The following is a 25,969-nucleotide window of genomic DNA, read 5'->3' as shown; positions in this document are numbered from 1 at the left end:
GGGTCTAGCCGGCCCGGTGTGCGGTGGACGCGTTTGCGAGGACCAGGATCGCGTCGACCTCGAAGGCCGCCCCCTTCGGAAGCGCCGAGACCTGGATGGTCGAACGCGCCGGGTACGGGGCGTCGAAATACTCGGCCATCACCGCATTGACCTTGGCGAAGTCCCCCAGGTCGGTGAGGTAAAGGCCGAGCCGCGCCACCTCGTCGTCGAGTGAGCCACCGGCCGCCGCGCACACCGCCTTGAGGTTGTCGAAGGCCCGGCGCGCCTGCGCCTCGATGTCGCCACCGACGATCTCGCCGGTTGCAGGGTCCAGCGGGATCTGGCCCGACAGGAATACCGTGTCGCCCATCCGGACGGCCTGGGAATACGGGCCGATCGCCGCGGGGGCCTGGTCGGTCTGGATCGGGGTGCGGGACATGGTGGCTCCTGGCGGCGTCGTGGAACCGCATTGTAGGAGTGCCGCCGGGGGCGGGCCAGCAGCCCGCCCGCACGGTCAGATGCGCTGGACGCCCATCACCACGCCCAGCCGGCGAACCCGGCGGATGACGTTGGCCAGGTGGCGCCGGTCGCCTACCTCGATCGAGAAGCGCAGTACCGCGATGTGGGTGTCGCGCTCGAGGTACTCGACCCGGTCGATGTTGGATTCCGCCTCGGCGATCGCGGCGGCGACCTGGGCCAGCGCGCCTGGCCGGTTGTCGACCTCGATCCGCAGGGCGGCGCTGAAGTCGCCGCTGACCTTGCGGTCCCAGCCCACCGCCACCCAGCGTTCGGGCGACTTGCGGTAGTCGGTGATGTTGGGACAGTCCAGCCGGTGCACCACCAACCCCTTGCCCGCGGTGTGGTAGCCCATGATCTCGTCGCCAGGCACCGGCAGGCAGCAGTTGGCGAACGTGATCACGCCGCGCTCGGTCCCGGTGATCAGGATCCGGTCCTTGCTCAGCGGCACCGGTCCGGACCGCTCCGGGGTGGCACGCGTGCCGGGCTCGCGCGCAAGTAGCATCGCCACTTGGCTGGGCATGCGGTTGCCCAGGGCAATGTCGGCCAGCAGCGCTTCCAGCCGCGGATACCGGTGCTCGTGCAGATAGCTTTCGACCCGCTCGGCCGGCACGCGCTCGAGCGAGGTGCCCTGCGCTTCGAGCGCGCGGTCGAGCATGCGATGGCCAAGCTGCACCGCGTCTTCGTGCTCGATGTGCTTGAGCTGCTGGCGGATCGACGTGCGGGCCTTGCCGGAAACGACGAACTCGAGCCATTGCGGCTTGGGCATCGACGAGCGCGCGGTGATGATCTCGACCCGCTGGCCGTTGGCAAGCCGGGTGCGCAGCGGCACCAGCTTGCCGTCCACGCGGGCGGCAACCGCCTGGTTGCCGACATCGGTGTGTACGGCGTAGGCGAAGTCCAGCGCGCTGGCGTTGCGCGGCAGCGACATGATGTCGCCCTTCGGGCTGAACAGGTACACCTCGTCGGGGAACAGGTCGACCTTGACGTTCTCGAGGAACTCCAGCGAGGAGCCCGCCGCGTGCTGGGTCTCCACCAGCCCGCTGATCCAGCTGTGGGCGCGGCTCTGGGCACTGTTGGGGCCTTCGGTGCCGTCCTTGTAGGACCAGTGCGCGGCGATGCCCTTCTCGGCAATCAGGTCCATCTCCTCGGTGCGCAGCTGGACCTCGACCGGCGAGCCGTAGGGTCCGAACAGCACCGTGTGCAGGGACTGGTAACCGTTCGCCTTCGGGATCGCGATGAAGTCGCGGAAGCGCGCGTCCAGCGGCTTGTAGGTGGCGTGCACCACGCCGAGCGCGTGGTAGCAGTCGGCGACGCTGCGCAGCACGACCCGGAACCCGAACACGTCCATCACCTGGGCGAAGCTTTTGTGCTCGGCGTGCATCTTGGTGTAGATGCTCCACGGCGATTTCACCCGGCTGATCAGGCGGTGCGGCAGCTTCTCCTTGGCCAGCCGCTGGGCAAGGTTGGCCTCGATCTGGACCAGTGCTTCGCGGCGCACCACCGGCTGGGTGCGGATGCGTTTTTCAAGTACGGCGTGGCGCCATGGATACAGCGCGCGGAAGCCCAGGTCCTGCAGCTCGGCCTTGATCAGGTTCATGCCCAGGCGCTGGGCGATGGGCGCGTAGATCTCCAGGGTCTCGCGGGCGATGCGGGCACGCGACTCGGCGTTCTTGGCGCCGAGCGTACGCATGTTGTGCAGGCGGTCGGCGAGCTTGATCAGGATGACGCGCAGGTCGCGCGACATCGCCAGCAGCATCTTGCGGAAGCTCTCGGCTGCGGCTTCCTGGCGGTCGCGAAAGTGGAGCTTGTCGAGCTTGGTGACCCCGTCGACCAGTTCGGCCACGGTGTCGCCGAACTCCGCGGCGATGCAGTCGCGCGTGAGCGGGGTGTCCTCGATCGTGTCGTGCAGGATCGCCGCGACCAGTGTCTCGACGTCCAGGCGCTGCTCGGCCAGCACGCAGGCGACCGCGACCGGATGGGTGATGTAGGGCTCGCCGGACTTGCGGGTCTGCCCGGCATGCGCCGCGGCGCCGATCGCCCAGGCCCGGCGCAGCATCGCGCGCTGGGGCTCGGTCAGATAGGCGGCGGCCTGCTCCAACTCGCGGACGTACTCGGGCAGGGCCGCGTCGTCGGCGACCGGTACATCGAAACGGCTACAGGCGGGCTCGGCGGGGGTCATGCTGGCAATCTACGCGCGCCGCGCGGCGCGGCGCAATGCGCGGGCAGGCGTCCGGAAACCAAGAGCCCCGCGCTTGGCGGGGCTCTGCGGCACGTCAGTGGGGGGACGGGTCAGTCGTCGCCCTTGGACAGGTCGTCGTCGGCAACCACTTCCGCGGCGGCCCACTCCAGCGCCTCGCGTTCCTTGCGCTCGCGCTCGGCCTTCTCGACCGCGTCCACGTAATCGGTGTCGATCTTGCGCGCGGCGATCTCGCGCAGGGCAAGCACGGTCGGCTTGTCGTTGGACTCGCTGTTGTCCAGCTGCGGCTCGACGCCGTTGGCCAGCTGGCGGGCGCGCTTGGCGGCCATCATTACGAGTTCGAAGCGGTTGTCGACCACTTCCAGGCAATCTTCTACGGTGATGCGGGCCATGGGGCTCCTGGCGGCCGGGGCCGTCGATGCGTACACAAAGGGGACGGGAGTGTAGCCGACCGCCGCCTCCAGAGGCAAGCATCGACTTGTCCAATCAATGACTTACAGGCGCCGCGCGCAGTGCCGCTTCCGCCACTCCTGCCAAATGCCGCTTCAGGCGTCGTTGGCCAGCAGCAGGCTGATCAGCCTGCCGTGGCGGGCCACCTGGGCCTCGCGGCGGAGCCGGCTGGCGGTGAAGATCGCGCACATCTCGTCGACCGCCGTGGCGAAGTGCTCGTTGACGATGACGTAGTCGAACTCGCCATAGTGAGACATCTCCTCGCGCGCGGCGGCCAGCCGCCGCGCGATGACCTCCTCGCTGTCCTGCCCGCGCACCCGCATGCGCTGTTCCAGCGCGTCTCGCGACGGCGGCAGGATGAACACACTGACCGCCCCGGGCACCTTGGCCCGGACCTGGCGCGCGCCCTGCCAGTCGATCTCCAGCAACACGTCCTTGCCGCTGGCCAGTTGCGGCTCGACCGACTGGCGGGCGGTGCCCTTCCAGTCGCCGTGGACGCGGGCGTGCTCGAAGAAGTCACCCGCCTCGACCATGCGCTCGAACTCGGCCGCATCGACGAAATGGTAGTGCTCGGCATGCCGCTCGCCCGGGCGCGGCGCGCGCGAGGTGAACGAGATGGACAGCCGGATGTTGGGATCGCGCGCGAGCACCGCGTTGACGATGCTCGATTTCCCCGCACCCGACGGCGCCGCGACGATGTACAGCGTTCCGCGCATGGTCATTCGATGTTCTGCACTTGTTCGCGGACCTGGTCGATCAGCACCTTGAGCTCCACCGCCGCGCCCGAGCTGCGTGCGTCCACCGACTTCGAGCCGAGGGTGTTGGCCTCGCGGTTGAACTCCTGCAGCAGGAAGTCGAGCCGGCGGCCGACGGCCTCGCGCAGCGTGAGCACGCGGCGCGCCTCGGCGACATGGGAATCGAGCCGGTCGAGCTCCTCGTCGACATCGAGCTTCTGCAGCCAGATCACCAGCTCCTGCTCGAGTCGACCGGGGTCGGCCGGCTGGGCCAGGTCGGCCAGGCGGGCCTGCAGCTTGATGCGCTGGCCTTCGCGGATCGCCGGCATCAGGCCGCGCACGTCGGCGGCGATGCGGGCGACGCCGTCCACGCGCTCGTTGATCGCGGCTGCCAGTTTCGCGCCCTCGCGTTCGCGTGCGGCAACGAATTCGTCGAGCACCTCGTCCAGCAGCGCGAGCGCCTCGGCCTTGAGCGCGTCGGGGTCGGTCGACGGCGCCTGCAGCACCCCGGGGAACTGCAGCAGCTGGGTGAACTCGGTATGCAGGCCGGGGAAGCGCGGGTCCAGGTCGATCGCCAGGTCACTGAGCTCGCGCAGGCGGACCAGGTTGACGTGCAGGCCACCCTCGCCTTCCGGCGCACGCAGGCGCAGGGTCAGGTCGAGCTTGCCGCGGCTGATCCGTGCCGTGACACGCTCGCGCAGCACCGGCTCCAGCGCGCGCAGGTCGTCATGCAGGCGCACCCCGATCTCGAGGAAGCGATGGTTGACCGAACGCAGCTCGCACCCGAGCGTGCCCCATTGCGTCGCGCGCTCGCCGCTGGCGAAGGCGGTCATGCTGCGGATCATCTGGAATCCCAAGGCCGACAAGGAGCGAATGGTAAACTCGCGCGCCCCCAAGACGGTAATCGGCGCCATGACAGACGGCAGCATCGCGTTCACGCGCCCCAGCGGCCGCGCGCCCGACCAGTTGCGTGAAGTGCGCATCGAGCGTGGCTTTACCCGCTACGCCGAAGGCTCGGTACTGGTCAGTTTCGGCGAGACCCGGGTGCTCTGCACCGCCAGCGTGGAAAACCGGGTGCCCGCGTTCCTGCGCGGCAAGGGCGAAGGCTGGGTCACCGCCGAGTACGGCATGTTGCCGCGCGCCACCCACACCCGCAGCGACCGCGAGGCCGCGCGCGGCAAGCAGGGCGGCCGCACGCTGGAGATCCAGCGACTGATCGGCCGTTCGCTGCGCGCCTGCGTCGATCGCAAGCTGCTCGGCGAGCGCACCATCACGCTCGATTGCGACGTGCTGCAGGCCGACGGCGGTACCCGCACCGCGGCGATCACGGGCGCCTACGTGGCGCTGGTCGATGCGATCAACGGTTTGGTCGCCTCGCGCGCGATCAAGGTCCCGCACGGGCGTTCGCCGGTGTTCGGCGCGGTCGCGGCAGTATCGGTGGGCATCTACCGTGGCGTGCCGGTGCTCGACCTCGACTATGCCGAGGACTGCGACTGCGACACCGACATGAACGTGGTGATGAACGACGGCGGCGGTTTCATCGAGCTGCAAGGCACGGCGGAGGGCCACGCGTTCCGGCGCGAGGAGCTCGCGGCGATGACCGCACTCGCCGAAGCCGGCGTTGCGCAGCTGGTCCAGCTGCAGCGCGAGGCGCTCGCCGGGTGAGCGCAGTGGGCGCGACCCGGATCGTCGTCGCGAGCGGCAATGCGGGCAAGCTCGCGGAGTTTGATCGGCTGCTCGGCGAAGCCGGCTTCACGTTCGTCGCGCAGGGCGAGTTGGGCGTCGACGATATCCCGGAAACCGGGCTGACTTTCGTGGAGAACGCGCTGTTGAAGGCGCGCCACGCCGCACGGATCACGGGCCTGCCGGCGCTGGCCGACGATTCGGGACTGTGCGTCGATGCGCTCGGCGGTGCGCCCGGTCTGTACTCGGCGCGCTACGCCGGCGAGCCCAGCGACGCGGGCCGCAACATCGACAAGCTGCTGGCGGCGCTGGCGCACGTGCCCGACGATCAGCGCGACGCGCATTTCCACTGCACGCTGGTGCTGGTGCGCCACCCGGAAGACCCGCGCCCGCTGATCGCCCAGGGCGAATGGCATGGGCGTGTGCTCACGGCGCCGCGCGGGAACGGCGGGTTCGGTTACGACCCGGTGTTCCTGGATCCGGACAGCGGGCTGACGGCGGCCGAACTCGATCCGGCGGCGAAGGCGCGCGCCAGTCATCGTGGGCGGGCGTTGGCGGTTCTGCGGGAGCGGTTGGCCATTTAGCACTCGCTCGCGGGACGCGGGGGCGCGTGTCGGGTGAGCCGCACAGTCGCTCCCCGACACTCGCTTGGTGTGCGGCTCACCCGACACGCGCTTTGAGGGGGTGCTTTGGGTCTTGGCGGACGCGCCACTTGGTGCCTTCGGTCGTACAGAACCGCGGTCCGGATGGGACAATGCGCCGGTGAGCCTCACCCCGCCCCCGCTGTCCCTCTACGTGCACGTGCCGTGGTGCGTACGCAAATGCCCTTACTGCGACTTCAATTCGCACGAGGGGCGGGGCGAGCTTCCGTTCGCGGCCTACGTCGATGCACTGCTCGCCGACCTGGACCAGGACCTGCCACTGGTGTGGGGCAGGACCGTCCAGACGGTGTTCTTTGGCGGCGGCACACCGAGCCTGATGCCGCCGGAGTTCATCGACCGGTTCCTGCAGGGCGCCAGTGCGCGGCTGCGGTTCGCGCCGGGCTGCGAAATCACGCTGGAGACCAATCCCGGCACCGCCGAGCACGGCCGATTCGAGGGTTACCGCGCGGCGGGCGTCAACCGGTTGAGCTTCGGTATCCAGAGCTTCGACGACGGTTGCCTGCAGCGCCTGGGCCGCATCCACGACAGCCGGGAGGCCGAGGCGGCCGTCACCCTGGCGCGCGAGGCCGGTTTCGACAATTTCAACCTGGACCTGATGTACGCCCTGCCCGGCCAGGACCTGGCGATGGCGATGCACGACCTGGAGCGTGCGTTTGCGCTGGAGCCGACGCACATCAGTCATTACCAGCTCACGCTGGAGCCCAACACCGTGTTCGCGGCGCGGCCGCCGGTCGGCATCCCCGACGAGGACCTCGGCTGGGACATCCAGGAACGCTGCCAGGCCATGCTCGCCGGGGCCGGTTATGCGCAGTACGAGGTCAGTGCCTATGCGCGGCCCGGTCGCCAGTGCGCGCACAACCTCAACTATTGGACCTACGGTGACTATCTCGGGATAGGTGCCGGTGCGCACGGAAAGATCACCCTCGGGCACGACGAATCGATCCTGCGCCGCTGGAAGCACAAGCACCCGACGCGCTACCTCGCCGATGCCGGCACGCCGGCCGCGATCGGCGGTGACGAGGTTGTCGCGCCGGGGCGGCGCCCGTTCGAGTTCATGCTCAACGCGTTGCGGCTGGTGGACGGGTTCGCGCTCGGGCTGTTCGAGCAACGCACCGGGCTGCCGGCCGCGGTGATCGAGCCGATCCTGGCCGAGGCGACGGGACGCGGCTGGCTGCAGGTCGAGGACGGGCATGTCCGACTGACGGAGTTGGGCCGCCGCTTTACCAATGACGTGGTGGCGCTGTTCCTCGAAGGGTGAGGCTCAAGTTCCGGCCGGCCCGGCCGATATCCCGCTGGAGTCGCGACCGTGTTCACAAAAACGCGAGTACGCTCTGACGTTGTTCAGTAGGCCGGGGAGCCCGAGTGCATGCCCAATCGCCATCCATCCAGCCCCGTTGCGCCGTCCGCCGCCGCCACGGCGGCCGCGCGCGACCTGCCGCCACGTGTCCACGGGCTGCTGGAGCGACTGCTGGGCATGGTGTCTTCCGAGATGCGGCGGGCACTGGACAGGATGCTGGTGACGATGGAGATCGAGCTCGAGCAGCACGCCCGGATGGCCCGCAACCCGGCGCTGCAGGCCGGTCACATGGCGATGCTCGGTGCGCTGCAACGCCAGCGCGAACGCTTCGTCCCCACGTATCTGCGGGGGCTTGAGCAGGCCGTCTTCGGCATCCGGCAGCCGTCGACCGATACGTCGCCCGGGGTACCCACCACGCGTCCGGAGGACCTGCGGCTGGTCGACCACAGCGAGGTCGGTGAGGACGCGATCCTCGACACCATCGCGGACCGCCTCGAGGGTCGTGCACGGTTGCCCTTGCTGCTCCTGGGCCAGCGCTTCGGCGTTCTGGCGGGCGCGCCGGCGTTCGCGGCGCGGTCGCTCCCGGTCGGGCCGCACCGCCTGGCCGGGTTGCTGACCAACGCAGCGGAAGCGGTGGGCCTGGAGCGGGAGTCGCGCACCCAGCTGTACCGGATCTTCGAGCGCCAGTTCATCGACGACTACGCTGGGCTGGTCGAATCGATGAACGCGCTGCTGGAACGCGAGAATGTGTTGCCGGGGCTGACCTTCGTGCCGTTGCGCCGGCCACGTCGGCGGGTCGAAGAAACCACGTCGGCCGATCCTGCCGCAGGCGACACCGACGCCGCTACCCGCACCGGCGGGTTCACCGGATGGCTGGGCCAGACCGTGCCGATGCGCGAGCGCCCGAAGACCGAGGCCGGTCCCGACTTCGCGCTGCTGCGCGAGTTGCTGGCCGCGCGCCGCTCGCAGGCATCGTCCGGCGAGCCGCTCCCATCCGAGCCGCGCGTGTCCCTCGACACCGGCGAGGTCGATGCCGCTCTGGGTACGCTGCAGGCGCGCTCGTCCACCACGCCCGCCGCCCACGGCGTCTCCGAGATCCGCCAGGCGCTGCTGGCGCAGAGCCGCCTGCGCCTGGGGCAGCCGGCCGCGCTGTCGCCGGAAGACAACGACACCTTCGACCTGGTCGGCCTGCTGCACAGCGGCATCGGCCGCGAGCTGCGCCCCGACAGCCCGAGCCGGATGCTGGTCGACCGCCTGCAGGTGCCGTTGCTGCGGGTGGCGCTGCATGACCACGACTTCTTCCTGAAACCCCGGCACCCGGCGCGCGAACTGCTCAACGCCGTTGCCGAACCGGGTGCGCGCTGGCTGGCCGACGACGAGGTCGACCCGCAGCTGACCACCCACATGGAGCAGGCGGTCGACCACGTCGTGCGCCACTACGACGGCGATGCGGCGGTGTTCGACACCGCCAACCGGAAGCTGCAACAACAAATCAAGCGCACCAGCCAGAAGGCCGAGATCAGCGAGCGCCGCCATGTCGAGGCCGCACGCGGACGCGAGAAGCTCGCCTTGGCCAAGCAGGAGGCCCAGGCCCTTGTCGACCGCGCGGTCGGTGATTCCCCGGCGCCGCGGTTCCTGCGCAACCTGCTCGACCAGGCCTGGGGCGATGTGCTGACGCTGGTACTGCTGCGCCACGGCGCGGAGTCACCGGAGTGGACCGCGCACGTCGCCGACACCAGCCGGATCGTCGCCGCGAGCCTGCACGGCGACCTCGCCACGCCGGAGCTGACGGGTCGCGTGTCGCATGCGCTTTCGCTGGTGGGCTATCACGGCGCGGAGGCGCAGGCGATCACGCGGCGCCTGACCGGTGCGCCCGAACTCGACGACGACGCCGCCTCGCGCACCGAACTTGCGATGAAGCTCAAGGCGCGGTCGCGGCTTGGCTCCGACGCCACCGAACCGCAGGCCGCCACGCTGCCGCGCACGCCGCGCGAGCAGGAGTTCTACGACCACCTGTGCACGTTGCCCTTCGGCACATGGATCGAATTCCCAGTCAACGAGCGCGGCGAGGTCGTCCGTCGCCGCCTGGCCTGGTACAGCCCACGCACCGGCCACGCACTGTTCGTGAACCAGCGTGGCCAGCGGATCGAGGACGGCAGCGCGCCGCAGAACCTCGACCCGGTCGCGCGCCTGTTCGCCGCCGGCACCGCGCACGTGGTCACCGCCGACCGCGGTGGCCTGGTGGATCGCGCCTGGCAGGCCACGCTTTCGATGCTTCGCGGGCTGGGCCCGGGCCGCACCGGCACTGGAGAGGTCCGATGACCGCCGACGAGTACCGCCGCGCCCCGCGCCACGACGTGCCCGACACCGTGCGCGTCATCGACACCATGACAGGCGCCGTGGTCGGCCGGATTGGCAACATTTCCGAAAGCGGGATGCTGCTGATCGCCTCCATGCCGCTGGCCGACGACGCGCTCTACCAGTTCCGCCTGGAGATCGGCGACGAGCGCCACCCGGTCATCGAGGTCGGCGCGCACCTGTTGTGGCAGGACCAGGCCAGCGCGGCCGGACAGATCTGGATGGGCTTCCGCTTCATCAAGGTCATCGATGCGCACGCTCAGCCGTTGCGCGACTGGCTGCGTTCTCTGGCGGCCCGCGCCGGCTAGCGGGCGACTGGCGCCGGCGTGCGCGACCGGTGCAGCAGGATGGGTTCGGGCCGATGCAGGTCGAAACCCTGTGCATAGTCGATGCCGATCACCGCCAGCGCCTCCAGCACCTCCGCACTCGCGACCCATTCGGCGACCACCAGCAGCCCGCGCTGGTGGCCGATGTCGTTCACCGCCCGCACGATCGCGTAGCTCATGGGGTCGGTGAGCAGGTCGCGGATGAAGCTGCCGTCGATCTTGATGATGTCCACCGGCAGGTTCTTGAGGTAGCCGAACGACGACATGCCGGCACCGAAGTCGTCCAGTGCCAGCTTGCAGCCCGCATCACGCAGCCGCCCAAGGAAGCGCGCGACCTGCGAGAGGTTGCGCACGGCGACCGTCTCGGTGATTTCGAAGCAGACCTTCTGCGGGTCTATCCGGTGGGTATCCAACAACTGCAGGATCAGTTCGACGAGGGATTCGTCCTCGATGCTCGCGCCTGACAGGTTGATGGTCGCCAGCCTGAGTCCGTTGCCGCTGGGATGCAGGCGGTCGAAGTTGGACAGCGCGGTCTCGATCACCCAGCGGTCGATCATCGGCATCAGGCCGTAACGCTCGGCCGCCGGCAGGAAGGCCCCCGGCAGCACCAGCCGACCGTGCGGGTCGCGGAAGCGCAGCAGCAATTCGATGTAGGTCCCCTCGCCTGCGCCGGAGACCGGCCGTACCTCCTGGTACATCAGCACCAGCCGGCCCTCGGTGGCTGCCCAGCGCAGGCGGTTGGCCCACTCCATCTCGCCATGCCGGCGCGCGGTCTCGTCGTCACTGGCCGAATAGAAATGGACCCGGTTGCGACCGCTCTCCTTGGCCATGTAGCAGGCGGTGTCGGCCTGCGCCAGCACGTCCTTGAACGTCTGCCCCGGTTGGTCCAGCACGACCCCGCCGATGCTCACGCTGATGGTGTAGCTGCGCTGCTCCCAGACAAACACGTAGCCGTCGATGCGTTCGCGCAGGCGCTCGGCCAGCGCGCGGGCCTGGCCGGGGTCGTACGTCCCCGGCGCCAGCACGCCGAACTCGTCGCCCCCGAGCCGGGCAAGCAGTACTCCCTCGTCGCCGAGCTGCTCGCGCATCGTCGTCGCCAGCTGGATCAGCAACTGGTCGCCGGCGGTGTGGCCGGAGGTGTCGTTGATCAGCTTGAACTGGTCCAGGTCCAGGTACAGCAGCGTCGCCGGCGGGCCTCCCGAAGACACGCCGTCGAGCACGCGCTCCACCCGGCGCTCGAATTCGCGGCGGTTGTACAGTTCCGTCAGCGCGTCATGACTGGCCTGGTAGCCGAGCATCTCGGTCAGCTGTCGCTGCTCGGAGATGTCGGTGGCCACCATCAGCAGCATGTCCTGGCCGCCGACGTCGACGCGGGAGGTCGATACGCTCGCCCAGAATTGGTCGCCGTTGGTGGTCGTCAGCACCGCCTCGGAGGCGCTGCCGCTGGCGAGCTCGCCGGCCTGCGTGCGAATCCCCAGCCGCTGGTCGTCGAACATCGACGACAACCCCAGCTCGGCGGCGGTCTCGCCCAGCCGCAGGCGCGCCGCCTGGTTGGCGTACGTGATGCGTCCGTCGCCGGCACGTGCCAGCAGCACGAGGGCCGGCAACAGCTCGTTGAGCACGCGGAACCGCTCCTCGCTCTCGCGGTAGCGCCGGCTCATCCGCCAGCCCAGCTCGAGGGCGCGGCGCCGCGACGTCAGTACCGACCACACCAGCAAGGCGAACAGCGCGCTGGCCACCAGGCCCGGCCACAACCCCGATTGCGTCAGGTCGGCCACGGCTGTGGAATCGGCAAGTGCGTGCACCTGGATTCGCCACTCTCGGCCGCCAACCGTCAGCATGCGCGTGGTGGCCGTCCCGCCATCGGCGTGCGGACTCGGGTTGGAATCGAACAGCAGTCGTTCCGGCCCCCCGGTCACGTCGGTGACGCTGGCGTGGAACGCGGAGCCGGCGACGTCGCCGGGCAGCGAGTCGGCGATCAAGCGCTGGACATTGAACGAGATCGCCAGCGAGCCGCGCTCGCGTGCACGCCGCTGGGCCGGCGTCGCCGGTGGTTGCCCGGAATGGAAGATCGGCAGCCTCAGCGTCATCCCTTCAGGCTCGCCGGCGGCGTCAACGTCCAGGGCCTGTTGCTGCACCAGCCGGAAAGGCGCCGACAGCATCGGCCGGTCGCTGTCACGCGCGGCGAGCAGCGCGGCGAGGTTGGCCGGCTGGTCGCCCACATCCAGGCCGACCACGTCCTCGTTGCCCTCGAGCGGCGCGACCAGGGTGGTCACGTAGCGCCCGTCTTCACCGCGCTCCGCGTAGGCCAGTGCCGCGAGCCCAGCGAAGCGTTCGCGGGGTCGGAGGTTCTCGTACAAGTTGGCGAATTCGTCGGGTTCGACCTCCGACGATGCGAGGAACAGTGACTGCACCGAACGCGCCAGCAGTTCGCAGCTGCGCACGCGCTCGCGGACCGACTCGGTCACGGTCTCGGCCATCACGTCCAGGTCGGCGCGCTGGTCGGCCGCTATCCGGCGCTGCTGGCCGTGCGCCAGCCAGATGGAAATCGAGACGCCGAGCAACAGCGCGACCAGCGACCACACCCAGGCCGCGACACCCAACGGCGCAACGTCTTCCACCACGGACATGGGCTGCGGGGGTGGCGGGAATCGGTCAGAATCGTGGCTCTCCCGCAAAGAGAACTCCCATGACTCACCAGGCAATGTCGAAGTTATACACGGAACATGTCGAGGAACTGCAACGACGCAGCGCCCTCGCACTGGAACGCGGTGGCTTCGACCACCTGGTCGTGCCGAGCGGATCGACCCACTACCAGCTGTTCGACGACCGCGACTATCCGTACGCGGTCAACCCGCAGTTCAAGGCGTGGGCGCCGCTTGTCAGCAACCCCGGCAGCTGGCTGGTCTACACCCCCGGCGAGAAGCCCAAACTGGTGTACCTGCAGCCGTTCGACTACTGGCACGTGGTGCCGCAGGCGCCGTCGGGCTACTGGGTGGAACACTTCGACGTGGTGGTGATCCGTGAACCGGGCGAGGCGCTGGAGCACCTGCCGGCCGACCCGTCGCGCAGCGCGATCCTCGGCGAGCCGCAGAGCGCGCTGGACGATGGCACCGGGCGCGCGTTCGTACCCAACAACCCGGCGGCGGTGGTCAACTACCTGGAGTTCCACCGCGCGATCAAGACGCCGTACGAGATCCGGATGATGCGCGAGGCCACCGCGCACGGTGTGCGCGCGCACCGTGCCGCCGAACGTGCGTTCCGTGCCGGTGCCAGCGAGTTCGGGATCCACCTGGCCTACTGCCAGGCAGCCCGCCAGGACGCCAACGACCTGCCCTACGGCAACATCGTCGCGCTCAACGAGCACGGCGCGGTGCTCCACTACACCAACCGCGACCGCCTGCCCCCCGACGAAATCCTCAGCTTCCTGATCGACGCCGGTGCCAGCCACCTGGGCTACGCCTGCGACATCACCCGCAGCTACGCGTTCGACCCGGCCAGCGAGTTCCAGTCGATGATCGACGCCGTGGACGCGGCCGAGCAGCGCCTGTGCGACAAGGTGCGCGCCGGCACCGACTACCGGCAGATCCACCTGGACGCGCACCTGGAAATGGCGACGGTCCTGCGCGACTTCCGCATCGTCGACATGTCGCCGGAGTCGATGGTGGAGACCGGCGTCAGCGCGAAGTTCTTCCCGCACGGCATCGGCCACTATATCGGCCTGCAGGTGCACGACGTCGGGGGCTTCCTGGCCTCCGACACCGGCGGCACCATCGACAAGCCGGAAGGCCATCCCTACCTGCGGCTGACGCGGGTGCTCGAGCCCGGCGCAGTGGTGACGATCGAGCCCGGCATCTACTTCGCCGACCTGCTGCTGAAGGAGCTGCGCGACGGCGAACACGCCGGTGCGGTGGACTGGGCCCGCGTCGACGCGCTGCGCCCCTACGGCGGCATCCGCATCGAGGATGACGTGGTGTGCACCGAAGGCGATCCGATCAACCTGACCCGGGAAGCCTTCGCCGCGCTGGGCTGAGCACCGGCACCGGCAACACCCCGACCGCCCGCGCACTGTCGCGGGCGGTCCGGTTGCCGGGGGGGGCGCCGCTAGGGCGTGCGCGCGGAGGCCATGAACGCCTCGATCTCGTCCGCGCTGCGGGCCAGCTTGTCGGTCAGCACCTTGTGGCCGTCCCGGGTGACCAGCACGTCGTCCTCGGTGCGGATGCCGATTCCGCGCCACTTGGCCGCCACCGAGGTGTCGTCGGGACGGATGTACAACCCCGGCTCGATCGTGAACACCATGCCCGGCTCGAGCAGGCGCGACTCGCCGTCGAGCCGGTAGTCGCCGACGTCATGTACGTCGATGCCGATCCAGTGGCCGGTCTTGTGCGGGTAGAAGCGCCGGTAGCTGCGATCGGACAGGTGCTTCTCCAGCCTGCCCTTGAGCAGGCCAAGCCGCAGCAGGCCTTCGGTCAGGGTCTCGACCGCAGCCAGGTGGCCAGCCTCGTACGCAACGCCCGGTCGCGCCTGCGCCATCGCGGCGGCGTGGGCGTCGCCGACGAGGTCGTGCAGGAGTCGCTGCTCCTTGGTGAAGCGCCCGTTGGCCGGGAACGTGCGGGTGATGTCGGCGGCGTAGCCGGCGTACTCGGCGCCCGCGTCGATCAGCACCAGGTCGCCGTCTTTGACCGGGCCGTCGTTGGCCACGTAATGCAGTACGCACCCGTTGCCGCCGGCCCCGACGATGGTGCCGTATGCCGGCACGGCGTTGCTGGCGCGGAACACGCGTTCCAGCTCGGCCTGCAGTTCGTACTCGTGGATACCCGGCCGCACCGCGCGCATGGCGGCCTGGTGGGCGGCGACGGTGATGTCGGCGGCGCGCTGCATGAAGCGGAGCTCGTCGCGGTCCTTGAACAGGCGCAGTTCGTCCAGCAGGTGCCCCAGCTCGAGGAACTCGTGCGGCGGCTTGTTGCCCATCTTCATCATCGCGCGCACGCGGTTGACCCAGCCGATCAGCTTGAGGTCGAACTCGGCGTCGCGGCCGAAGTGGTAGTACACCCGAGAGCGGCCCTCCAGCAGGCCGGGCAGGATGTCGTCGAGGTCGCTGATCGGGTACGCGTCATCCAGGCCGAACGCCTCGACCGCCCCTTCGGGCCCGAAACGCGGCCCGTCCCAGCCTTCGCGGTCGGGATCGCGCTCGCGGCAGAACAGCACGGTCTCGCCGTGCGCGCGGCCGGGGACCAGCACCAGCACCGCCTCCGGCTCCGGGAAGCCGGTCAGGTACAGCAGGTCGGAATCCTGCCGATAAGGGTAGTGGGTGTCCCGGCTGCGGATCCGTTCGGGCGCAGCTGGCAGTATCAGGATGGCGTCGTCGCCGGCGATGCGCATCAGTTGCCGGCGACGGCGTGTGTAGGCACGCGCGGGCATCGTCAGGGGAGCGGGCATGTCAGTTGAGGCTTTGGCGATGGCGGGCGGCGAGCACGCAGTCGCCGTGCAACAGGAGGGTGGCGACGCGGACGAACTCCTCGATCTCCGCCAGCGCAGCTTCGTCTTCCTCGTCGCCGTCGTCCTGCGCCTGCGCGCCGGCCAGCTTGGCCAGGTCGCCAAGGGCCTCGGAACTTTCCTCCGAGAGCTTCGGGTTCGCGCCGGCCGCCAGGCCGAAACCACCGAGGAAGCCGCGGCACCAGTCGAACAGGGCGCCGCTGCGTTCGACCAGCGGAGCGTCCGCGGCGGGCAGCAACAGCGCGAAGTCGAAGCTGCGGTCCTCCAGCTGGGCCGCACTCGCCGTCCTCAGACGGTCCAGCGGGCTGTCCTCGGCCGGGGTCGGCAGCGTGTCGTCCACCAGTACCCGGGCGGGCCACTCGCGGACGGGCGCACCGCCGCCGGCGAGCCATCCGCACAGGCCGCCGTGGAGTTCCGACGCGGGGCTGGCGAGCGCGAGGCGACGGATCTCGGCATCGACCTCGGACGGGTCCGGCAGGGCACTTTTCGACACGGGCAATCACCGCAACTCGGGGAGGCCAAGTCTAGCAACGGCACCGTCCACGCCGCTGCACGCCGGTTGGCGCCAGCCGACCCGGCTGCCTACACTGCCGGCTGCCTCGCCAAACGATGCGGTGCCGTGCTCCCATCGCTCCTGCCCACCGCGCGTACGCGACGACGAGCCATCGCCCTGCTCGCCTGCCTGCTGGGCGTGGCCGCGCTGGCACCGGCCCAGGCTGCCACCCGCGACTACTACTTCACCCCGATCGGCAGCGAGCAGGGGCTGGCGCAGAACTCCGTCACCGCGATGGTGCAGGACGCGCAGGGGTTCGTCTGGGTCGGCACGCAAGGTGGATTGCACCGCTACGACGGCAGCCGCTACGTGGCCTACCGGCACGACCCCGGCGATGCGGCCAGCCTGCCCGAAAGCTTCGTCACCGCGCTGGCCATCGACCCCGACGCCAACGCGCTGTGGGTCGGGCTGTACTCGCGCTACCTGGCGCGGATCGACCTCGGCAGCGGCCGGATCCAGCGGTTCGCGCTCGACGCGCCCACCGGCGACTCGCCGGCGCGCCAGGTCAGCGCGGTACTCCCGCGCGACGGCGTCGTCTGGGTCGGCACGCTCGGCGGCCTGGAGCGTTTCGACCCGGCCACCGGCGAGCGCCGGCAGGTGCTGGCGCTCACCCCGGACCGCCTGCGCCTGGCGCCCTACCAGCAGTTGCTGGCCGACCACGCAGGCAGCCTCTGGTACGCGACCGCGGCCGGCCTGTTCAAACTGGGCAAGGACCATGTCGCGCGTCGCGTCGGTGGTCCCCTTGCCGCGCGCAGCCTGTTGCTGGACCGCGACGGCACCCTGTGGGTCGGCCGCGAGGACGGTCTGTTCCGGGTGGTCGGCGACACGCTCGCCAACGCCTGGCGGCCGGCCTCCGGCCACGAGGACGACGGCCGCGTGCGGGCGATTGCGCAGGCGCCCGACGGCCGCCTGTGGCTGTCCACCTACGGCGCCGGCCTGGTCAGGTTCGACCCCGTTACCGCCGAGAGTCGCAGGATCCGCGGCTCGGTCGTCCCGGCGAGCCTGCCCGAGGACACCGTCGGCAGCCTGATGGTCGACCGCGGCGGGATGCTGTGGCTCGGCGGGCTGTCCCGCGGCGTGGCGGTCACCGACCCCGCCGGTGCCCGCTTCAGCTACCTGGTCGACATGGAGACCGCGCGTGGCCGCGAGGCACCCGGCAGCGACAGTGTCCGCGCCGTCCACCAGGACGCGCACGACACCCTGTGGATCGGCACCGACGAAGGGCGGTTGCTGCGCTACCACATGGGCGAGCGGCGCTTCGAGGACTGGACCGCGCGGGTGCCGCCCACCGCCACTGCGCGCCGCATCATGGGCATCGCCGATGCCGGCCACGGACGCCTGTGGCTCGCCACCACCTCCGGCCTGCTGCGGCTGGATCCGGCAACCGGCACGTTCGAGGCCATCGCCCTTGGCAGGTTCAGCGATGCCAACCTGCGCGCGGTGCTGGTGGACCGCGATGGCAACCTCTGGCTCGGCACCTACGGCAACGGCGCGCTGCTCTACCAGCGCGACCGCCAGCGGGTGGTGCACTACGGCCACGGTGCGGGCGACCCGCGCAGGCTCGCCCACCACAGCGTCCACGCACTGCTGCAGGACCGCAAAGGCCGGATCTGGTTCGGTACCGGCGGCGGCCTGGACGTACTGGATCCATCCAGCGGGCGGTTGCAGCACTTCCGGCATGGTGCCGGGGGCTCGGGCGCACTGCCCAGCGACATGGTGCGTGCGCTCCACCTGGACGCCGACGGCTCGGTGTGGGTCGGCACCCACGCGGGACTGGCGCAGGCGGTGGAGCCGGCTCCGGGCGCGATCGGCTTCCAGCTGCCGCTGGCCGAAGCCACCGACCGGCGCCTGCCGCCGGCGGTGTACTCGATCACCAGCGATGGCGAAGGCCGCGACCGTCGGGTGTGGCTGGGCACCGACATCGGCATCATCCGGCTGGATGCAGGCCTCGGACGGGCGCATACCTATGGCCTGGCCGACGGCTTGCAGGACCGGGAGTTCAATGGCGGCGCGATCGCCGTGCTGGACGACGGGCGGATCGCGATGGGTGGCGTGCGTGGGCTCAACCTCTTCGACCCGCGCAGGATGCAGGCGAGCGGATACACGCCACCGTTGCGATTGCTCGCCGCGCGTGTCGGTGCCGATGCCCCGAACGACGAGACCGTCATGTGGCAAGCGTCGGAGCTCGACGTCCCCGACGGCGCCGACATCCTTCGACTGCGCATCGGCGCGCTCGACTTCGCCCCGGCCGCCGACACCCGCTATCGCTATCGCATGGAAGGATTCGACAAGGGCTGGATCGACAACGGCACGCAGTCCGACATCACCTACACCCGGCTGCCGCCGGGCAACTACACCTTCCGCGCACAGGCGACCGACCGCGACGGCCTGTGGGGGGAGAACGAGCTGCGCGTGCCGGTGCATGTAGCACCGCCGTTGTGGCGCCACCCGCTTGCCGTCGCCGCCGCGGTGGTCGCGTTGTTGTCGCTGCTCGCGTCACTGGGTTGGCGCTGGCAGCGGCGGCGCCGGCTGGAGCAGGGCTGGTTCCGGCAGATCCGCGAACGCGAGGAGCGACTCCGGCTCGCCCTGTGGGCTTCGGGGGAACAGTTCTGGGATTACGACCTCGACAGTCGCCAGATGCACCGCATGCGGGTGGTCGAGTCAACGGGCAACCGGCCCGAGATGGCCATGCACAACCAGGTCGTCGGCAACCAGGCGATCCACGAAGACGACTTCCCGCAGGTGCGCGAAGCGATGCTCCGCCACCTGCGCGGCGAGGTCGCGCTGTTCACCTCCGAACACCGCACCCGCGACGCCGAGGGCGAGCCCTGGCGGTGGGTCCGTGCGCGCGGCCGCGTGGTTGAACGCAATGCCGATGGTCGTGGCCTGCGGGTGGCCGGCACCGCGCGTGACATCACCGAGAGCCGCAGCGCGGAACGCGAGCGCCGGATCTCGAGCGAGGTGCTGCGTTCGATGGCCGAGGCGGTGGCCGTGTTCGATCGGGACTTCACGTTCATTTCGATCAACCCCGCCTTCACCCGGATGACGGGCTACAGCGATGTCGAGGTAATGCGCCGGTCCACTGCTCTGCTCGACAGCAGCCGCCACGATCCGCGCTTCTACCGCCACATGCGCGACGAACTGCAACGCGAGGGGCGCTGGTCCGGCGAGATGTGGCAGCAACGCAAGGATGGCGGCGAGTTCCTGTGCTGGCTCCAGGCCAGCTCGGTGGCCGACGCCGATGGCGAGCCCAACCACTTCGTCGCGGTGCTCAGCGACATCACCGACCAGAAGCGCGCCGAACAGGAGCTGCGTTACCTGGCCAACTACGACACCCTGACCAACCTGCCCAACCGCGCGCTGCTCGGTGAGCGGCTGTCGCGCGCGATGGTGCGGGCACGCGCGAGCGGGCGGATGATCGCGGTGCTGTTCCTCGACCTTGACCGATTCAAGGACATCAACGACTCGTTCGGCCACGCCGCGGGCGACCGCATCCTGCGCGAGGCGGCGATGCGCCTGCAGCAGATCGTCGGCGCCGGGCACACGGTCGCGCGCCTGGGTGGCGACGAGTTCACCGTGCTGCTCGAGGACCTCGAGACCCCCGACCAGGCCGAGCAGGTGGCCCGCGAACTGATCGACGCCTTCCAGGCACCGCTGGACGTCCGCGAAGGCCAGGACGTGGTGATCTCGCCCTCGATCGGCATCAGCCTGTTCCCCGACCACGCGCTCACGCCGGCTGACCTGCTCAAGCATGCCGACACCGCGATGTACCAGGCCAAGGCCATAGGTCGGCGCGCCTTCATGCGCTACGCCGACAGCATGGACATCGAGGTGCGCCGGCGCGCGACGATCTCCTCCGCGTTGCGCAAGGTTCTGGACCGCGACGAGCTTTCGCTCGCGTTCCAGCCGCGGCTGTCGTTCGCGCGTGATCGCATCACCGCGGTGGAGGCGCTGTTGCGCTGGAACAGTGCCGAGCACGGTGCGATCCCCCCGGCGCAGTTCATCCCGATCGCCGAGGAGACGGGACTCATCCTCGAGATCGGCGAGTGGGCGCTTCGACACGCCTGCGCCACGCTGAGGCGTTGGCGCGATGAGGGGCTCACCGAACTGTCGGTCTCGGTCAACGTGTCGGCGCTGCAGCTGCTGCGCGGCAACCTGCCCGATGTCGTGGCACGCGCGCTCGCAGAGACCGGCGTGCCGGCCGAACGGCTCGAACTCGAGCTGACCGAGTCCGTGATCATGGCCAATGCCGGCGAGACCGCGGCAACGCTGCAGGCGCTGCGCGACCTCGGCGTGCGCCTGGCGATCGACGATTTCGGCACCGGTTACTCGTCGCTGTCGTATCTCAAGCGCCTGCCGATCAACACCCTCAAGATCGACAAGGAGTTTGTCGACGACCTCTGCCACGACCCGGACGATGCCGCGATCACCAGCACCATCATCACCATGGGGCACTCGCTGGGGTTGAACGTCGTCGCCGAGGGGGTGGAGGACGCCGACCAGGTCGCGTTCCTGCGCCGCCATGGCTGCGACGAGATCCAGGGCTACTGGCTGGCCCGTCCGCTGCCGGCCGCTCGCTGCCTGGAGTACCTGTTGCAGCGCGAACCCGCGTCCGCGCCGGAAGCCTGACCCGACGCGGCCCCTTCTTGACCGGCATGCGGCGCCTGCTATCGTGCCGGGATGGACCGCTCCGAACTGCTCGCCCAGCTGCAGGCCCTCGTCGACCGCATCGACGGGCTCGCCGAGCGCAGCCGTCGGCTGCAGGAGGAGAATCGCAGCCTGCGGCAGCAGCAGGAGACACTCGCCAGCGAACGTGCCGCCCTGCTGGCAAAGAACGAGCAGGCACGGGCACGCGTTGAAGCAATGATTGCGCGGCTCAAGTCGCTGGAGCAGCACACGTGAGCACCAGCGTGCCGGTCAGCATCCGGCTGCTCGACCGCGAGTACACCGTCGGCTGCGAGCCCGACGAACGCGACAGCCTGCTGGCCGCGGCCAAGCTGCTGGACACCCGCATGCGCGAGATCCGCGGCAACAACCGGATGGCGGCACTCGACCGGGTGGCGGTGCTCGCAGCGCTGAACTTCGCGCATGAGGTCCAGCAGATGCGCCACGACGACGAGGGCCGAACGCGCGAGCTGGCCCGCAGCCTCGGCGACCTGCAACGCAAGCTTGACGGCCTGTTCGACGACCCGGCCCGCTGAGCGGCCCAGCCCGGGCTGAATCGCACCCCTGCGAGCCCGACGAACGGGTCTTGCCGCCGCTGGCGACGCGCTATAATCGCCGCACGTCCTCTGCTGTGGACGACGGCGCGCGCAAACATTCGCCTTGTCCCTTAATTGCGACCGCGGGGGCGCAGCGGAAGCCCGGAGTGCAAGTCCGCCCTGGTAGCGGGAAGCCCGACGGCCTCCAAGCGTTCCCACTTGAACCACGGGTTCAAGGTCGTTTCGCGCGCATCGCCATCGGCGGAGGACTTTTCTTTTTCGTGGAGCGCGCTTACGCGCCCGCCGGCCCGACGGCCGACCCAGTCACCCGACCCGGACCGGATCACGCTGGATGCCCGACGAACGCGACGAACTGCTGCGCCCGTTGCGTCTGCAATTGCGACAGCGCCGACGCGAACTTGTCGCCGCCGAGCGCATCAACGCCGCCCAGCGACTTGCCCGCCACCTGCTCGATCTGGATTTCGCCCCGGTCACCGGCCACGTCGCCGGCTACTGGGCAATGGATGGCGAGATCGCCCTGCATGCCTGGCAACTCGCCCTGCCTCCGGGGTGCACCTACTGCCTGCCGGTCCTGGCCGACGACCGTCTGCGCTTCGCGTCGTGGCGCCCCGGCGAGGCGCTTGTGCCAAACCGTTTCGGCATCCCCGAACCCGCGTTGGAGCGCGGAGCTCTGCTGGATGCCGGGCAGATGCAACTGGTGGTGATGCCGCTGGTGGGTTTCGACACCCACGGACATCGCCTGGGGATGGGCGGTGGCTGGTACGACCGCACCTTTGCAACACGCCTCCAGCACCCGGCGCCCCCCTGGCTGGTGGGCGCCGCGTTCGAGCTCCAGCGCGCAGAGCTGCCCGCGCCGGCCGGCTGGGACGTGCCGCTCGATGCCGTCTGCACCGAGGCCGCCATCCACGATTTCCGCAAGGTCGAATCATGAGCACACGCCGCCGCTACTGGCTGATGAAGTCCGAGCCGGACGCGTTTTCCATCGATGACCTGCAGCGTGTCGGTGTCGAGCCCTGGAACGGGGTGCGCAACTACCAGGCGCGCAACTTCATGCGCGACGGCATGCGGGTCGGCGACGGGATACTGTTCTACCACTCCAACACCAAGGTCCCCGGCATCGTCGGTACCGCCACGGTCGCCAGTCCCGCCTATCCCGACGACACCCAGTTCGACCCACGGTCCCATTACCACGACCCGAAGGCCACCCGCGAAGAGCCGCGCTGGTTCCTGGTCGACGTGGCGTTCGAGCGCAAGCTCTCGCGTACGATCGCGCTGGACGAGATCAAGTCGCATGCCGACAGCCTTGGCGACGAGTTCGCCCTGATACGCCGCGGCAACCGGTTGTCGGTGTTCCCGGTGTCGGCCGCGCAGTACAAATTCCTGCTCTCCCTCGAGTAACCCACCATGTCCGAAGCCAAACGCCAGGCCGCCCTGAAGGCCATCGAGTACGTCGAACACGACAGCATCATCGGCGTGGGTACCGGTTCGACCGTCGCCTATTTCATCGAGGCGCTCGGAGAGATGCGCGATCACATCCGCGGCGCGGTATCGAGCAGCGAGCAGAGCACCGCCCGGTTGCGTGCAGTCGGGATCGAGGTCCTCGACCTCAACAACACCGGCACCCTGTCGCTGTACGTCGACGGCGCCGACGAGTGCGATCCGCACAGGCGACTCATCAAGGGCGGCGGCGCGGCACTGACCCGCGAGAAAATCATCGCCGAGGCAAGTTCGCGCTTCGTCTGCATTGTCGACCCGAGCAAGCAGGTCGACGTGCTCGGGCGCTTCCCGCTGCCGGTGGAGGTCATCCCGATGGCCCGCAGCCTGGTGGCCCGCGAGATCCTCGCAATGACGCGGGCACAGCCGGTGTGGCGCCAGAACGAGGATGGCAGTGGCGTGGTGACCGACAACGGCAACGTCATCCTCGACATCCACGGGCTGGCGATTACCGACCCGCTCGCGCTGGAGCAGGCGATCAACCAGATCCCGGGTGTGGTCAGTGTTGGGCTTTTCGCGCGGCGCCCGGCTGACGTTGTCATCGTCGGCGGCGAGCCGCCGCAGGTCCTGTAGCCGGGCAGGCTGCGCGGCGGGGAACCCTCCGCCGCCTGGACAACTTGGCAAACCCGCGGGTTGACGCGCGCGCATGCCGCAGCGTCCCGAACTTCGAAAAGAAGAAGGCCGGTCCCTTTTGGGGGCCGGCCTTCGGTGTAAATGCTCAGCGATGACCTACTCTCGCATGGCAAGGCCACACTACCATCGGCGCATGTGCGTTTCACTTCCGAGTTCGGGATGGGATCGGGTGGTTCCACACAGCTATTGTCACTGAGCAAGCTGTTGGAGTCGCGCCCAGGGGGCGCGGACTCGCATGGGGTGGGACGTAGCGAAATTGGGTCTGGAATGTCATCGACGCGTCGTCGAGTCCAAGGCCACTTGAGGTTATATGGTCAAGCCACACGGATCATTAGTACTGGTTAGCTCAATGCATTGCTGCACTTACACACCCAGCCTATCAACCACCTGGTCTTGATGGTTCCTTCAGGGGAGTCAAGCTCCCGGGAGATCTCATCTTGAGGCGCGCTTCCCGCTTAGATGCTTTCAGCGGTTATCGCTTCCGAACATAGCTACCCGGCAATGCCACTGGCGTGACAACCGGAACACCAGAGGTTCGTCCACTCCGGTCCTCTCGTACTAGGAGCAGCCCCTCTCAAATCTCCAACGCCCATGGCAGATAGGGACCGAACTGTCTCACGACGTTCTGAACCCAGCTCGCGTACCACTTTAAATGGCGAACAGCCATACCCTTGGGACCGACTACAGCCCCAGGATGTGATGAGCCGACATCGAGGTGCCAAACACCGCCGTCGATATGAACTCTTGGGCGGTATCAGCCTGTTATCCCCGGAGTACCTTTTATCCGTTGAGCGATGGCCCTTCCATACAGAACCACCGGATCACTAAGACCTACTTTCGTACCTGCTTGATCCGTCGATCTTGCAGTCAAGCACGCTTATGCCTTTGCACACAGTGCGCGATGTCCGACCGCGCTGAGCGTACCTTCGTGCTCCTCCGTTACTCTTTGGGAGGAGACCGCCCCAGTCAAACTACCCACCATACACGGTCCCCGACCCGGATTACGGGCCCAGGTTAGAACGTCAAGCACGACAGGGTGGTATTTCAAGGATGGCTCCACCCGAACTGGCGTCCGGGTTTCACAGCCTCCCACCTATCCTACACAGACGAACTCAACGTTCAGTGTAAAGCTATAGTAAAGGTTCACGGGGTCTTTCCGTCTTGCCACGGGAACGCTGCATCTTCACAGCGATTTCAATTTCACTGAGTCTCGGGTGGAGACAGCGCCGCTGTCGTTACGCCATTCGTGCAGGTCGGAACTTACCCGACAAGGAATTTCGCTACCTTAGGACCGTTATAGTTACGGCCGCCGTTTACTGGGGCTTCGATCAAGAGCTTCGCCTTGCGGCTGACCCCATCAATTAACCTTCCAGCACCGGGCAGGCGTCACACCCTATACGTCCACTTTCGTGTTTGCAGAGTGCTGTGTTTTTGATAAACAGTCGCAGCGGCCTGGTCACTGCGACCCCCGCCAGCTATAGCCCGCATGGGCCACCAGCAGGGGTGCACCTTCTCCCGAAGTTACGGTGCCATGTTGCCTAGTTCCTTCACCCGAGTTCTCTCAAGCGCCTGAGAATTCTCATCCTGCCCACCTGTGTCGGTTTACGGTACGGTCTGCGTAAGCTGAAGCTTAGGAGCTTTTCCTGGAAGCGTGGTATCAGTCACTTCGCCCTAATGGGCTCGTCTCGGTGCTCGGTGTTGAATGGGGATCCGGATTTGCCTAAATCCCCCACCTACCGCCTTTCCCCGGGACAACCAACGCCCGGTAGACCTAACCTTCTCCGTCCCTCCATCGCACTTACGCGAGGTGCTGGAATATTAACCAGCTTTCCATCGACTACGCATTTCTGCCTCGCCTTAGGGGCCGACTCACCCTGCGTCGATTAACGTTGCGCAAGGAAACCTTGGGCTTTCGGCGTGCGGGCTTTTCACCCGCATTATCGTTACTCATGTCAGCATTCGCACTTCCGATACCTCCAGCAGACTTCTCAATCCACCTTCAACGGCTTACGGAACGCTCCTCTACCGCGCATACAAAGTATGCACCCCAAGCTTCGGTTTACCGCTTAGCCCCGTTAAATCTTCCGCGCAGACCGACTCGACCAGTGAGCTATTACGCTTTCTTTAAAGGGTGGCTGCTTCTAAGCCAACCTCCTGGCTGTCTGTGCCTTTCCACATCGTTTTCCACTCAGCGGTAATTTGGGACCTTAGCTGTGGGTCTGGGTTGTTTCCCTTTTCACGACGAACGTTAGCACCCGCCGTGTGTCTCCCATGCAGTCTGTCCTGGTATTCGGAGTTTGCCATGGTTTGGTAAGTCGCAATGACCCCCTAGCCATAACAGTGCTCTACCCCCAGGAAGATTCACA

At 68.4% G+C, this 25,969-nt stretch carries 20 protein-coding genes, 2 rRNA genes and 1 other RNA gene (1 of these 23 only partly in view); 13 read left to right on the top strand and 10 right to left on the bottom strand.

Annotated features, from left to right (window positions below; genetic code table 11):
- Nucleotides 1-4 precede the first annotated feature (4 nt).
- The 5 genes from KOD61_RS02960 to KOD61_RS02940 form a co-directional block, all read right to left on the bottom strand.
- A complete protein-coding gene (locus KOD61_RS02960) occupies nt 5-418 on the bottom strand; it encodes a RidA family protein (protein ID WP_215219581.1) in 414 nt (137 codons plus the stop codon).
- Between the two features lie 75 nt (nt 419-493).
- Nucleotides 494-2,677, bottom strand: a complete 2,184-nt coding sequence (locus KOD61_RS02955) for a RelA/SpoT family protein (protein WP_215219580.1) — start codon at nt 2,675-2,677, stop codon at nt 494-496.
- A gap of 110 nt (nt 2,678-2,787) precedes the next feature.
- Nucleotides 2,788-3,087: a DNA-directed RNA polymerase subunit omega gene (gene rpoZ, locus KOD61_RS02950; RefSeq protein ID WP_215219579.1), complete on the bottom strand. Its 300-nt coding sequence runs from the start codon at nt 3,085-3,087 to the stop codon at nt 2,788-2,790.
- 153 nt (nt 3,088-3,240) lie between these two features.
- Entirely contained in the window at nt 3,241-3,861 is a 621-nt protein-coding gene (gmk, locus tag KOD61_RS02945) for a guanylate kinase (protein ID WP_215220256.1), read from the bottom strand.
- A gap of 2 nt (nt 3,862-3,863) precedes the next feature.
- Complete coding sequence (locus KOD61_RS02940) at nt 3,864-4,724, bottom strand: YicC/YloC family endoribonuclease (RefSeq protein WP_215219578.1); 861 nt, start codon at nt 4,722-4,724, stop codon at nt 3,864-3,866.
- Between the two features lie 82 nt (nt 4,725-4,806).
- Here KOD61_RS02940 and rph point away from each other — a divergent pair, with 82 nt between their 5' ends.
- The 5 genes from rph to KOD61_RS02915 all read left to right on the top strand — a co-directional run bounded on the left by rph (nt 4,807) and on the right by KOD61_RS02915 (nt 10,187).
- Nucleotides 4,807-5,544, top strand: a complete 738-nt coding sequence (gene rph, locus KOD61_RS02935; protein WP_215220255.1) for a ribonuclease PH — start codon at nt 4,807-4,809, stop codon at nt 5,542-5,544.
- Nucleotides 5,545-5,549: 5 nt separating this feature from the next.
- Nucleotides 5,550-6,146 carry an RdgB/HAM1 family non-canonical purine NTP pyrophosphatase gene (gene rdgB / locus KOD61_RS02930; protein WP_215220254.1) on the top strand — a complete coding sequence of 199 codons (597 nt, stop codon included), beginning with the start codon at nt 5,550-5,552 and terminating at the stop codon, nt 6,144-6,146.
- 178 nt (nt 6,147-6,324) lie between these two features.
- Nucleotides 6,325-7,482 (top strand): radical SAM family heme chaperone HemW, encoded by a 1,158-nt coding sequence (hemW, locus tag KOD61_RS02925; protein WP_215219577.1) that lies wholly within the window; start codon nt 6,325-6,327, stop codon nt 7,480-7,482.
- 108 nt (nt 7,483-7,590) lie between these two features.
- Nucleotides 7,591-9,843: a DUF1631 family protein gene (locus tag KOD61_RS02920; protein WP_215219576.1), complete on the top strand. Its 2,253-nt coding sequence runs from the start codon at nt 7,591-7,593 to the stop codon at nt 9,841-9,843.
- Complete coding sequence (locus tag KOD61_RS02915) at nt 9,840-10,187, top strand: PilZ domain-containing protein (protein WP_215219575.1); 348 nt, start codon at nt 9,840-9,842, stop codon at nt 10,185-10,187. The genes KOD61_RS02920 and KOD61_RS02915 overlap by 4 nt, the downstream gene beginning before the upstream one ends.
- Here KOD61_RS02915 and KOD61_RS02910 read toward each other — a convergent pair.
- Entirely contained in the window at nt 10,184-12,835 is a 2,652-nt protein-coding gene (locus KOD61_RS02910; RefSeq protein WP_215219574.1) for a bifunctional diguanylate cyclase/phosphodiesterase, read from the bottom strand. The genes KOD61_RS02915 and KOD61_RS02910 overlap by 4 nt on opposite strands.
- Nucleotides 12,836-12,894: 59 nt before the next feature.
- Here KOD61_RS02910 and pepQ point away from each other — a divergent pair, with 59 nt between their 5' ends.
- Nucleotides 12,895-14,238, top strand: coding sequence for a Xaa-Pro dipeptidase (pepQ, locus tag KOD61_RS02905; protein ID WP_215219573.1), 1,344 nt, complete (start codon nt 12,895-12,897; stop codon nt 14,236-14,238).
- A gap of 71 nt (nt 14,239-14,309) precedes the next feature.
- On the opposite strand, the gene KOD61_RS02900 is transcribed toward pepQ, so the two are convergent.
- Together KOD61_RS02900 and KOD61_RS02895 are read right to left on the bottom strand one after the other, a co-directional pair.
- On the bottom strand, nt 14,310-15,644 hold the full coding sequence (locus KOD61_RS02900) for an aminopeptidase P N-terminal domain-containing protein (RefSeq protein ID WP_215219572.1): 1,335 nt from the start codon (nt 15,642-15,644) through the stop codon (nt 14,310-14,312).
- Between the two features lies 1 nt (nt 15,645).
- Nucleotides 15,646-16,194, bottom strand: coding sequence for a UPF0149 family protein (locus KOD61_RS02895; protein WP_251370635.1), 549 nt, complete (start codon nt 16,192-16,194; stop codon nt 15,646-15,648).
- Nucleotides 16,195-16,320: 126 nt separating this feature from the next.
- Between KOD61_RS02895 and KOD61_RS02890 the strand changes: the two genes are divergently transcribed.
- From KOD61_RS02890 to rpiA, 7 genes are all read left to right on the top strand, one after another.
- Nucleotides 16,321-20,883, top strand: a complete 4,563-nt coding sequence (locus tag KOD61_RS02890; protein WP_215219571.1) for an EAL domain-containing protein — start codon at nt 16,321-16,323, stop codon at nt 20,881-20,883.
- 51 nt (nt 20,884-20,934) lie between these two features.
- Complete coding sequence (locus KOD61_RS02885) at nt 20,935-21,156, top strand: TIGR02449 family protein (protein ID WP_215219570.1); 222 nt, start codon at nt 20,935-20,937, stop codon at nt 21,154-21,156.
- Entirely contained in the window at nt 21,153-21,455 is a 303-nt protein-coding gene (locus tag KOD61_RS02880; protein ID WP_215219569.1) for a cell division protein ZapA, read from the top strand. Before KOD61_RS02885 ends, KOD61_RS02880 begins: the two co-directional genes overlap by 4 nt.
- Nucleotides 21,456-21,539: 84 nt before the next feature.
- Nucleotides 21,540-21,727: non-coding RNA, 6S RNA (ssrS, locus tag KOD61_RS02875), on the top strand.
- 80 nt (nt 21,728-21,807) lie between these two features.
- The gene (locus tag KOD61_RS02870; RefSeq protein WP_215219568.1) at nt 21,808-22,407 is read left to right on the top strand and encodes a 5-formyltetrahydrofolate cyclo-ligase; all 600 of its coding nucleotides are present in this window, start codon (nt 21,808-21,810) and stop codon (nt 22,405-22,407) included.
- Complete coding sequence (locus KOD61_RS02865) at nt 22,404-22,874, top strand: EVE domain-containing protein (RefSeq protein WP_215219567.1); 471 nt, start codon at nt 22,404-22,406, stop codon at nt 22,872-22,874. Before KOD61_RS02870 ends, KOD61_RS02865 begins: the two co-directional genes overlap by 4 nt.
- 6 nt (nt 22,875-22,880) lie before the next feature.
- The gene (gene rpiA, locus KOD61_RS02860) at nt 22,881-23,543 is read left to right on the top strand and encodes a ribose-5-phosphate isomerase RpiA (protein ID WP_215219566.1); all 663 of its coding nucleotides are present in this window, start codon (nt 22,881-22,883) and stop codon (nt 23,541-23,543) included.
- Nucleotides 23,544-23,686: 143 nt separating this feature from the next.
- Here the strand turns inward: rpiA and rrf are convergent.
- Together rrf and KOD61_RS02850 are read right to left on the bottom strand one after the other, a co-directional pair.
- Nucleotides 23,687-23,800, bottom strand: a 5S ribosomal RNA gene (rrf, locus tag KOD61_RS02855).
- A 113-nt stretch (nt 23,801-23,913) separates the two neighbouring features.
- Nucleotides 23,914-25,969, bottom strand: a 23S ribosomal RNA gene (locus tag KOD61_RS02850) (it continues 823 nt past the right edge of the window).

It is taken from the genome of Lysobacter luteus (genome assembly GCF_907164845.1).
GTDB lineage: Bacteria > Pseudomonadota > Gammaproteobacteria > Xanthomonadales > Xanthomonadaceae > Novilysobacter > Novilysobacter luteus.
Note: the sequence above shows the minus strand (reverse complement) of the source record. Positions and strands in the feature narration are given on the sequence as shown.